Here is an 11,396-nt window from a genome sequence, read left to right as displayed (position 1 = left end):
CCCTGTACTTCCTTAGAGAAGCAGTATATGTAAGGATGACAGTACGTGATGTTCGTAACTTGTCATTTTTGTAAATATCAGTAAAAAATATGAAACTTAAGATTGTTGCCACCGTCTCCCTGTTAGCTTGTTTAGGGTTTGCAGAGCAGGCTCTTGCGTTAAATCAGCTAGACTTGGATCAGTTGAAGGCAACAAGTGCCTGTCCTCGGTGTAATTTGAGTGGCGCTGACCTAAGTAAGCTGAATCTAACTGGAGCGAATTTGCGAGGGGCTGACTTGAGCGCCGCTACATTATCTCAAGCTAATCTCACGAATGCCGATCTCACCGGTGCAAATTTAGAAGGTGCGATTCTGAATTCGGCGAATCTCAATGGTGCTTCTTTAACAGGAGCAAATTTAAAATCAGCATCCCTGGAAAATGCCGATCTGTCTTTTGCCGGCTTCATCAGTGCCAATTTAGAAGCAGCAAACTTAAAAGATGCCAAATTGCAATTTACTAATTTTCGGGGTGCTAACTACCGATTAACAACTTTAAATAATGGTGTTGTCACCTCCGACAAACCTTATGGTTGGTCGTTAGAGCGTCAAAATCCTAGAGAATGCAACGAGTACAAACCCGAAAATACTCCAGGCACAACCTGCTACTCAAAATAAAGTGAGCATTGGGCACAAGAGGCAGAGGGGCACAGGGGCAGAGGGGAAAAACCTTACTGCAACTTCTCCCCTGCTCCCCTGCCTCCTGCCTCCTTCAACCACTATCCTTGTATAGCAAAAGCATTTTGTTTGTTAACAGTTCTTTATCATGGGAAAAAAGCCTAGCTTATAGATTAATTAAATCGATGCTTACCCATATAAAAGACTTAGCAGCAAAACTAGCGCCCCGCTTAATTGAAATTCGCCGCCACATCCACTCTCACCCAGAACTCAGCGGTCAGGAGTACCAAACAGCAGCTTTCGTAGCTGGTGTTTTGTCTTCCAGTGGACTGCACGTACAAGAGGGAGTTGGCAAAACGGGTGTCATTGGAGAACTTCAAGGCACTAGCCAAAATGGCCGTTTATTGGCAATTCGCACTGATATGGATGCCTTGCCAATTCAAGAGGGCACTAATTTAGAATATGCCTCTCGTGCAGATGGAATTATGCACGCTTGCGGTCACGATGTTCATACCACTGTAGGGTTAGGAACGGCAATGGTGCTGTCCCAAATGGCTGAGGAGTTGGGTGGGAAAGTACGGTTTTTATTTCAGCCGGCCGAGGAAATTGCCCAAGGGGCAAGCTGGATGGTGAAAGATGGGGCGATGGAAAACGTTTCAGCTTTATTAGGGGTTCATGTTTTCCCTTCTATACCCGCAGGATCTATTGGGGTGCGTTACGGGGCATTAACAGCCGCTGCTGATGATTTAGAGATTCTGATTATGGGAGAATCTGGACACGGGGCGCGTCCCCATGAGGCGATTGATGCAATTTGGATTGCTTGCCAAGTGATTACTGCACTGCAACAAGCCATCAGCCGGACGCAGAATCCTTTGCGTCCTCTAGTCTTGAGCATAGGGAAATTTAATGGTGGCAGAGCGCCGAATATAATTGCGGATAAAGTGCAATTATTGGGAACCGTGCGATCGCTCCATCCCGAAACCCGTGCCCATCTCCCAAACTGGATTGAAAACATTGTATCTAATGTTTGTCATACCTACGGAGCAAAGTATCAAGTTAATTATCGCCAAGGTGTACCCAGCGTCCAAAATGATTACGCACTGACGCAATTGTTACAATCAGCCGCAGAAGAAGCTTGGAGTAGCGATCGCGTTCAAGTACTACCCGAACCTTCCCTTGGTGCTGAAGATTTTTCTATATATTTGGAACACGTCCCCGGTTCCATGTTTCGCTTGGGTGTCGGCTACAAAGAAAGAATCATTAATCACCCTTTACACCATCCCCAATTTGAAGTCGATGAATCTGCAATTATCACCGGGGTCGTAACTATGGCATACACAGCTTATAAATACTGTCAGCAAAATTTGTAAACAAAAACTCCCAGCATTTATCTGCTGGGAGTTTTTGTTTAACTAACCTTTTTTAGCGGATATAGAAAGTTCAAAAGCATTCTACACATTCGACTCGCTCACAACACCCAATTTCTCTTGAATTCGGGTCTTAGCGGCTTTGAATTCAGTAGCCAGTTGCTCGCTTTCATCGCTGCTCAAGTTGTTACGAATAGCAGCAAACATTGTGCTTTCTTCTTGACGAATATGGTCGCCAACAGCTTCCATAAGCTGTCTAACTCGATCTTTGAATTCAGATGAAGAAGGGCTAATACCCTTAATTTGGTCTAACACCTGCTTCATTTCAGCTTGTTCATCAAACAGTTCTTGGGTGTTATCTTGACCGTAGAAAGGACGTACTCTTGGGTAGACTACTTCTTCTTCAGCTTCAGCGTGGGCATTTAAATCCTTATAAATTTGACCGAAGTACTCTTGGATCTTCTGGGGATCGTTGCTTTGCAATAGTTCGGTGAACAGGGTATTTACCTTATTGTGATCGAGACGGATGACATCTTGGATGTTTAGATCCTTTTTGTCGCTGTTTTGGGTGACAGCACTACCTACGACACCACTGACTGCGGCCATCGCGTCTTGAACACGCGCCCAAATTCCTTGATCTGCATCTTGTCCAGTGAATTCACGGACGCCCAAAATTTCCAAAATGCCTTTGAGTTGTTCTTGGTGAGCGCGGTTTTCAAAGTTAATGGTATTCAAAGGCCCAATTGCTAGCAACACATCAGCACCAATTTTTTGAGCAGCTTTGTGAACTATCAAGCCACTCATTACTAATTGATGTTTCAGTAATTCATGCTGAGATACTTTTTCATACAGGCTCAACTCAGAACCTTTGAACAATTCGCGAGCTTTTTCAATGAATTCTGTAACAGTCTTTTTGGGTTCAGCTTGAATGCCATACTGACCAATTACGGTTTCTAAAACACCAAGGTTTTTTTCATCATCACTGATAAAATTTCGGATGCGATCGGCAATTTCAGCATCAAGCCCTTGCGTCAAAAGCGATTGTTCATTTTCGATGACCAACTGTTGGAGAGCTTTAAGACTTGCAAGTTTTACAGCAATTGCATTGCGTTTCGTATCATCTAAAGTACTTACCATCCGTGTTCTCCTCGGCAAAGTGTTCGTAATTCTTACTTGATATAACCTTGACACAGAGGCTAGCGAGATTCCATCTTTCTTTTGAGCGATCGCGTTCACAACTCTGGGTAGAGAAACAAAACTTTTCGTTAGAGAAAAATTGCAGCGATCGCTTCAATTCATGGTTGCAACCAAATTAAGCAGTTTAGTATGACATTCAAATTAAATAGATTACCTATTTGAAAGTAATCTATATCTTTAGAATGACAATTAACATCAAAAAAACTACTTCTTATTCAAGAGGGCAAAATCGTAACTAGTTCCACTAGAACAAGACTCACAACGCTCAATTTTGACAAGCATTGCTTCTCCTTGACGCTCCCCGGATGGCGAAAACTGAATCATTCCGGTTGCTCCAGATGTTGAAAAATTGGGATTAGACAATACTCTTTGTAATCCTTCGCGGGTACTATCTTCTTTTAAACCAGCAATAATTGCTTGGAGTGCATCATAAGCTCCCGCCGTTCTCTGATTTACTTGAGCATTCCAAAGCTGAAAGGCATTTTTTGCAAAGGGGTTATCTTTATTAGCATCACGATGCCAATACACAGGTAATACCATTCCTTCGAGATCCTTGCCATTTTGTAAAGTTGTAGCACTGTACATAGTTTCAGAAGCAAACAGTGGCTTTCTACCTTTAACCTCTTGTGCTACCTTGGTGGCAAAGTATATATTTCTGATTGAAGGCATTAGTAAAAAGCCACTTGCATTTTCTGTTTCTATGGCTTTATCTACAAAAGCTTTAGGGTCAAAATTCTTATCTGCTAAATTGCAAGGCGTACTAATAACGTTGCTGCCATAATTTTTGATAGCTTGAGTGTACTTTTCTACAAGTATCTGATTTGATGAAGAGGTTGAATTATCTCTTGAATTACGAACATCGCCACAAATAGCAACATTCCTTGCTTGTCGAGCAATGTAGCGAGAATGAGTATCTACTAAATTATCATATAACGGATTTACGTGAAATAAGTAGTTAGTTGTGGAACTATTAGGCTGACTATTTAATGTATTATTAGCTAATTTTTCTGGATTTTCTGCTTGATTTGGTAGCTCGACGGGTAAGACTAAAACCAAACCTTTCTCTTTATATATTTCTGCTTTACGTCTAACACCCACGGCAGCTACAAGGCTTTTATCTTGAGCTAATTCATTATCTAGCCGTGCAGAATCTTCTCTATTATCAGCACTTGCAATTACAATTTGCAACTTTTTACCATTAATTCCTCCTTGCGTATTAACTTCATTTTGAGCTTGAGCTACACCGCGTAAAATCTCTTCTGCTAAACTAGGATCGAAGTTAATTGGTGCGACGATCGCAACTTTTATTGCTTCTAAATTATCTCGTGCTATTTTGGCATTGTTTAAATAAATTAAAGTTTCTGGATCGTTGGGATTATTTTTCAGAGAATCAGTAAATTTATTAACGGCAGTACTAAAATCCTTATCAGCAAAAGCTTTAACCCCATCTGTTTTTTCAGGAGATGTTTGCACTTTCACCAAAATCCTTGTACCCAAATTCATTAATGATGACTTATTTGTAAATGAAGATGAAGTTTGTGTCGGGTTTGATGATGTTGTGACGATAGTAGAAGAAAATTTGCTAATTAACCATAAAATAGCTGCTACCATTACCCCAGCCAGACCAAGAGAAATAAGCAGTCTCAAGTTTTCTTTTTTATTTGTCATGAATAATTATCCAAATTTTACAAAATTTATCTGAAATAAAGAAATTTATGAAAATTGAGCAAAACCAAAAAATTAAAGATATTTAGCAATCAGCTTGTTGATTATTTCAGAAACACCCACAATAATAATTGTCAATAAACCTGCCAGAATAACTAGCAATCCTACAAGTAACAGTCCATTTAAACCAGCTTTAAAAAGATTATTAGTTAGAAGATTTCTGAAAATAAAGACAATGAGTAAATTTGCGATGATAGCAATAACAATTAAATAAGCTTTTTCTAGAAGCGGGCGAGATTGAATAAAGACTAATCCTCCTAAAATTAGCAACCACAATCCAGAGCTAATCGAAGTAGTTCCGAGAAAACTTATAAGTGCGATCGCTAAAAATGAACTACCCGATCCGGCTATTATTGCTCCAGACAATAATTTGCTGTTAGAGAACTGTGGTAAATATCGAGTTGATTGATGTTGATTTTGTGGTTGCGATCTCGATCGCAGAGTAGGTGGAATAACTGTAGGAGCCGATGTATACCTTAGCGGTGGCAACTTATTCAAGTCTTGTAAGACAGCCTGTGCAGATTGATAACGCTGTTCGTGATTTTCTTGTAGGCACTTATCAAGAATCATATCTAATTCTTGACTTATAGGTTGCGTTAAATGCTGCCGCCAACTAGAAGTCCAGCCATAGCCTTGTTTCATCCACAAACTCGAAGGAGAGATATTGGTCAGCAACTGAAAGCAAGTTATTCCTAAACTGTAGATATCACTAGACAGAAAAACTTTACCCGATTGCATTTGCTCAATTGGTGCATAACCTAATGAACCAATAATCGTTCCTACCGTAGTGTTTGTAGGTTCCGTCTTTTGCTTTGCTACCCCAAAATCAATTAGTACTAATTTCCCATCATTTTGACGGCGAATAATATTTTCTGGTTTAATATCTCGGTGAATTACCTGTTGTTGATGTATGTCTACCAATACAGATAATAAATCTTTTAAAAAATCTCGAATCTTGGCTTCATCAAAAACCCCCTGCTGTTTTAACTCTTGCAACAGATTTTGCCCTTCGATAAACTGCTGCACTAAATACAGATATTCAGCTTCCTTAAAATATGCATACAAATTGGGAATTTGGAGATGTTCTCCTAGTTCTTTGAGACGTTTGGCCTCTCGTTCAAACAACTCAGTCGCTTTTTTATGTGCCTGACTACCCTGACTGCCATAAAATTGACTTAGAACCAGCTGCTTCACAACACATCGTTCATTGAGCTTGTCTATATCTTCTGCGATATATGTGCGTGCAAACCCTCCTCTCCCTAATGGTGAGATGATTCGGTAACGATTTCTCAATAGCGATACCAACTCTGTGCCGCAACTGAGGCAGAAATTTGCCCCGTCAGGATTTTGGGGATTCTCGCAATTAGGATTTAGGCAGCAGACCATATAATTATCGCTGTCATTTTATTAGTTTTTAGAATATACCTTAAATTCTCTAGAAGCGTTACATTGTAAAGTCTCTACATAGACAATGACGTAGGCGTAGCCCGTCGTAGACATCGCTTCTTACTCTCGTAAACAATTGACCTCGCTCTACATTGCGATTGTTCCGCGTACACTGAATATTTTTGTAGAGATACCCACACCATTCTAGTCAAGAAAAACTAGACTTGGCGATCGCTTCTCTTTAATCCCAAACAGGAAATAACCTGACTTTTAGCAGCCAGGAACTTCATCTCTCTGGGACAAAGATCGCACTTTTCACCAAAGTATTTCAATGACTAAATTCCTCTAGGCAAATCAACCCTAATTCTCAAAAGCAATACTGCACTTCAGGTAACACCTGTTTGTCACAGACGCTTTTTTTATGCCACCAATGCCGTAATTACCACACATCTCCATTGTGGGGTTTACAAAACTCCCCGCAATTGTGACGATTACGCTAGAATTATTAAAGGTTCTTTACAGAGTTTGCCGATCGTTCTCAATTCTGTTAAAACAGCCTAGCATTCAAAATGTAAATCTTATAAACACCCTCTAGAGTTCACCAAAAGCTTCTATGACGCTCCCAATTCGCAACGTCGCCATTATCGCCCACGTTGACCACGGCAAAACGACCCTGGTTGACGCACTCCTCAAACAATCCGGCATTTTCCGCGAAGGCGAAGACGTTCCGGATTGCGTTATGGACTCCAACGCCCTAGAACGGGAACGGGGTATTACTATCCTGTCCAAAAATACGGCGGTTCGCTACAAAGAAACACTAATCAATATTGTTGATACTCCTGGACACGCTGACTTTGGTGGCGAAGTTGAACGCGTACTCGGCATGGTTGACGGATGTCTTCTGATTGTCGATGCCAATGAAGGCCCCATGCCCCAAACACGCTTTGTTCTCAAAAAAGCCTTGGAAAAAGGGCTGCGCCCCATCGTTATCATCAACAAAATCGACCGTGGACAAACTGACCCCCACGTTGCTGTCGATAAAGTATTGGATCTGTTCTTGGAATTAGGGGCAGATGAAGACCAGTGTGATTTTACCTATCTGTTTGCCTCCGGTATGGCAGGTTTCGCCAAGGAAAGCTTGGAAGCAGAATCGGTAGATATGCAACCCCTGTTTAACGCGATTCTGCAACACGTTCCACCACCAGTAGGCGACAGCAATAAGCCTCTGCAATTGCAAGTTACAACCCTAGATTATTCTGAATATCTGGGACGTATTGTCATTGGCAGAATTCACAACGGTACTATCCGCGCAGGGCAACAAGCTGCTCTAGTAACAGAAGATGGTACTATTGTCAAGGGTAAAATTACCAAGTTGATGGGCTTTGATGGACTGAAGCGCGTAGAGATGGAAGAAGCAACCGCAGGTTATATTGTCGCGGTGGCTGGTTTCGCTGATGCTTATATTGGGGAAACGATTACTGACCCCAATGAACCGCAAGCTTTACCACTAATTAAAGTGGATGAACCAACCTTGCAAATGGCCTTCTGGGTGAATGATTCGCCCTTTGCTGGTCAAGAAGGTAAGTTGGTGACATCAAGACAAATACGCGATCGCCTATTCCGCGAACTTGAAACCAACGTTGCTTTGCGTGTCGAAGAAACCGATTCTCCCGATAAATTCCTAGTTTCCGGTCGTGGTGAACTTCACCTGGGTATCTTAATTGAAACCATGCGCCGGGAAGGCTTCGAGTTTCAGGTATCTCAGCCACAGGTAATTTACCGCGAAATCAACGGTCAACCTTGCGAGCCTTTTGAACTCTTGGTGTTAGACATTCCTGCTGATGGTGTGGGTAGCTGTATTGAACGCCTGGGACAACGCAAAGGCGAAATGCAAGATATGCAACCAGGTAGTGGCGATCGCACCCAGTTAGAGTTTGTCATTCCCGCCCGTGGTTTGATTGGTTTCCGGGGTGAATTCATGCGGATGACTCGTGGTGAAGGCATCATGAACCACAGTTTCTTAGACTACCGTCAAATCAGTGGCGACATTGAAGCCCGTAACAAAGGTGTTTTAATCTCCTTTGAAGAAGGCGTTTCTACCTTCTACGCCATGAGAAATGCCGAAGATAGAGGAGCATTCTTTATTACTCCCGGCACAAAGGTTTACAGAGGCATGATTGTGGGAGAACACAATCGTTCCCAAGATTTGGAATTGAATATCTGTAAGACCAAGCAGTTGACCAACCACCGCGCTGCTGGTGGCGATGAACTAGTGCAACTGCAAGCACCGATAGACATGAGTTTAGAGCGTGCTTTGGAATACATCGGCCCCGATGAATTGGTGGAAGTTACACCCCAATCGATTCGTCTGCGGAAGATGTCGAAGAAGTTGGCGAAACGGTAAGTAAAACAATAACTTAATTAATTTAGAAAGCCCGCATTAGTGGGCTTTTTATTTTGTTGGTTACATCTGTCCATGTCTTTTTTAGGTTGCTCAACTCCTCGAAACTCTCTAGTGTTGTTTGTCATACTTATATCCAAAAAGACAAATTTGTTTTCTATGAAGATTTATACAAATGCTCGTTATGTTCATTAGAAAATGAGTTTTTTACTGGTATAAATAAATATAATTGTCAGTCTTTATAAAAAAACTAACTAAACTTTTATTAGTACAATATGACCGCAAATAGCATTAAATTTACAATCGCTTTCAATGACCCTGATTTGGACGCGGAAGAAAAGGACGAGCAGGTTCAACGACTAATTACTGAACTTAAGCAAATTGACGAATTAGATGCAGTTGGTCGTGTTCTTGATCCCAACCCACCAGAAGGCAACAAAGCATTAGGCGGGTTTCTGGTGGGTTTGTTAATGGCTGAGGTAAATACAGCCAATGCAAAAAAGTTAGTGGGATTTCTGGGCGATCGTCTCGGTGGTAAACCTATTGAACTGTCGGTGGAAGCCAACGGCAAGAAGTTGACGGTGAAAGCCCACAGTCGCGAAGAACTAGAAGTGGCCATCAAAGCAGCCCAAGATTTTATTGCAGCATAGACAAGAAAACATGGCAAAGGTAGCATTGCTGATTGGAGTCAGTGAGTATGAGCCAGGACTAAATCCTTTACCTGCGGCTGTCAAAGATATTGAGGCATTGCAACGGGTTTTGAAAGATTTGGAAATGGGCGGATTTGATGACGTGAAAGCGCTTCCTAATCCTGACCGACAAACAATGGAATCTGAGATTGAAACCTTGTTTTCTGGTCGAGCCAAAGACGATCTTGTGTTGCTATTTTTCTCTGGACATGGCATCAAAGATGATGGTGGCAAGCTGTATTTTGCAACTCCGATAACTCGCAAGAATTCCAAAGGGGAGTTGATTCGGTCAACAGCTGTACCTGCCAACTTTGTTCAAGAAATTATGAATAATAGCCGTGCTAAACGGCAGGTGATTATCTTAGACTGTTGCTTTAGTGGAGCGTTCGATCCTGCCTTACAAGCCAAAGATGATGGATTAGTTGACTTGCAAACACAACTTGGATCTGAAGGGCGAGTGGTACTCACTTCCTCCAGTTCAACTCAGTATTCCTTTGAGCAGCAGCGATCAGACTTATCGATTTACACCAGATATCTAGTCGAGGGGATTGAAACAGGAGCAGGCGATCGCAATGAGGATGGCTTTGTTTCGGTACTGGAATTGCATGAGTATGCTGTCAGCAAAGTGCAGGAAACTGCCCCCAATATGACCCCGAAGATTATTGTTCTTAAAGATAAGGGGTTTGAAATTGTTGTCTCTAAAGCACGAGTTACTGACGCTAAGTTGAGATATCGGAAAGCTGCTTCACGTTATGCAAATATCGGAACTATTCGACCTGCTGGTCGGGCTGTTCTGAATACACTGAGGCAGCAGTTAGGCTTGACCTCTGAAGAAGCTGCTGAAATTGAAACCGAGGTATTACGAGCTTATCAGGAGCGATTAGAGAATTTACAAACCTATCGAGAAGCTTTAATTGCAGAAGTAGAGCATGAATATCCTTTAAGTGAGGAAGCCTGTAAAGAAATGAATATGCTTCAAGAGCTTTTAGGGTTAAAAGACGATAATATTTTGCCGATTAAGCAACAAATCGAGGCACACTTTGTCGACACTCAGGTATGTCAAGTTTGTAAAGGATCGAGAGAAGTTCGCAAACGCGTAAGAACTCCATTTGGTTCTTTTACTGAAGTTTCTATTTGTCCTAATTGTAAAGACTCGGAGAAATTAGCCTAGATTTTATCAGTTAATTAAGTCATGAGAAGTTTATTAAGATAAGCAGATTCGATAAAGATGTAGGTGTTGGCACTTGCCGTACATTTAGTCAAATCCTTAAGTAAAAATGATAAGGACTGAAAAAAGCAATTATCGTGACTATTTGTGACATTGCGATCGCTTTTATAGTGCGTAGGCGTAGCCCGTCGTAGACATCGCTCTTTTGCATATTTTCACACAAAGCGATCGCAGGTTAAAAATTATCAATAGATTTTCTTAGAAACACTAATTGATTAGATAAGACTGATATATTTAAGGCAAATAATTATTATCTAATAATTCTACTAGAGTGTAAGGACATTTTTCTGGAAAAATAGTTAAATCGGTTTTAATTTTCACAAAATCAACCGCACTTTGATAAATATTCTCTAAATCATCCTGTATTTTTTTTGTTAAATTCGTCGTTAAATGGTTATCTAAGTCATATCTAAAGGTTTTAATTTCTCCAATCCAATGACGATGGTTTCTTTGATATTCAACCTGCCAGTATTGGAGTAATAATATATGAATAATAATTTGCCTTAAAAGACCTTTGGCTTTAGCTAAATCTCTTTTCCCCAAACTGATTAATTCCTCAATTAAGTTTTCTAAATCAAGTTGGTTAAACTGTTTTTGTTTTAATAATTTAATAGTTTCTTCTAACCATAAGTTCTCATCATTTTCATAGAGTTGATTTAAATTGGTAGTAATTTTCATATTTTTACCTTCTACCTACATTCCATAATCTAATCATATACAATTATAAATTTATAGATGCAAACTACCAAA

At 40.8% G+C, this 11,396-nt stretch carries 10 protein-coding genes; 6 read left to right on the top strand and 4 right to left on the bottom strand.

Going from position 1 to position 11,396, the window contains the following annotated elements; all coding sequences use genetic code 11:
• The first annotated feature begins 89 nt into the window (after window positions 1–89).
• Together V7K84_RS26160 and V7K84_RS26155 are read left to right on the top strand one after the other, a co-directional pair.
• Window positions 90–653, top strand: coding sequence for a pentapeptide repeat-containing protein (locus tag V7K84_RS26160; RefSeq protein WP_334842404.1), 564 nt, complete (start codon window positions 90–92; stop codon window positions 651–653).
• Between the two features lie 185 nt (window positions 654–838).
• A complete protein-coding gene (locus V7K84_RS26155; protein ID WP_334842402.1) occupies window positions 839–2,023 on the top strand; it encodes a M20 family metallopeptidase in 1,185 nt (394 codons plus the stop codon).
• Window positions 2,024–2,104: 81 nt separating this feature from the next.
• Here the strand turns inward: V7K84_RS26155 and V7K84_RS26150 are convergent, their stop codons facing one another.
• On the bottom strand, window positions 2,105–3,157 hold the full coding sequence (locus V7K84_RS26150; RefSeq protein ID WP_334842400.1) for a hemerythrin domain-containing protein: 1,053 nt from the start codon (window positions 3,155–3,157) through the stop codon (window positions 2,105–2,107).
• A gap of 47 nt (window positions 3,158–3,204) precedes the next feature.
• Between V7K84_RS26150 and V7K84_RS26145 the strand changes: the two genes are divergently transcribed.
• On the top strand, window positions 3,205–3,336 hold the full coding sequence (locus tag V7K84_RS26145; protein WP_334842398.1) for a hypothetical protein: 132 nt from the start codon (window positions 3,205–3,207) through the stop codon (window positions 3,334–3,336).
• Between the two features lie 85 nt (window positions 3,337–3,421).
• Here V7K84_RS26145 and V7K84_RS26140 read toward each other — a convergent pair whose 3' ends face one another.
• Both V7K84_RS26140 and V7K84_RS26135 read right to left on the bottom strand, forming a co-directional pair.
• Window positions 3,422–4,885, bottom strand: a complete 1,464-nt coding sequence (locus V7K84_RS26140; RefSeq protein WP_334842396.1) for an ABC transporter substrate-binding protein — start codon at window positions 4,883–4,885, stop codon at window positions 3,422–3,424.
• A gap of 72 nt (window positions 4,886–4,957) precedes the next feature.
• The gene (locus tag V7K84_RS26135) at window positions 4,958–6,328 is read right to left on the bottom strand and encodes a serine/threonine-protein kinase (protein WP_334842394.1); all 1,371 of its coding nucleotides are present in this window, start codon (window positions 6,326–6,328) and stop codon (window positions 4,958–4,960) included.
• A gap of 613 nt (window positions 6,329–6,941) precedes the next feature.
• On the opposite strand from V7K84_RS26135, the gene typA reads away from it, so the two are divergent.
• From typA to V7K84_RS26120, 3 genes are all read left to right on the top strand, one after another.
• Window positions 6,942–8,732 carry a translational GTPase TypA gene (gene typA, locus V7K84_RS26130; protein ID WP_292808566.1) on the top strand — a complete coding sequence of 597 codons (1,791 nt, stop codon included), beginning with the start codon at window positions 6,942–6,944 and terminating at the stop codon, window positions 8,730–8,732.
• Between the two features lie 272 nt (window positions 8,733–9,004).
• Window positions 9,005–9,379, top strand: coding sequence for a hypothetical protein (locus V7K84_RS26125; RefSeq protein WP_179071514.1), 375 nt, complete (start codon window positions 9,005–9,007; stop codon window positions 9,377–9,379).
• Between the two features lie 10 nt (window positions 9,380–9,389).
• The gene (locus V7K84_RS26120) at window positions 9,390–10,589 is read left to right on the top strand and encodes a caspase family protein (protein ID WP_334842392.1); all 1,200 of its coding nucleotides are present in this window, start codon (window positions 9,390–9,392) and stop codon (window positions 10,587–10,589) included.
• Window positions 10,590–10,880: 291 nt separating this feature from the next.
• On the opposite strand, the gene V7K84_RS26115 is transcribed toward V7K84_RS26120, so the two are convergent.
• Window positions 10,881–11,324, bottom strand: coding sequence for a DUF29 domain-containing protein (locus V7K84_RS26115; RefSeq protein ID WP_334842391.1), 444 nt, complete (start codon window positions 11,322–11,324; stop codon window positions 10,881–10,883).
• Window positions 11,325–11,396: the final 72 nt, after the last annotated feature.

It is taken from the genome of Nostoc sp. (assembly GCF_036917315.1).
GTDB lineage: Bacteria > Cyanobacteriota > Cyanobacteriia > Cyanobacteriales > Nostocaceae > Nostoc.
Note: the sequence above shows the minus strand (reverse complement) of the source record. Positions and strands in the feature narration are given on the sequence as shown.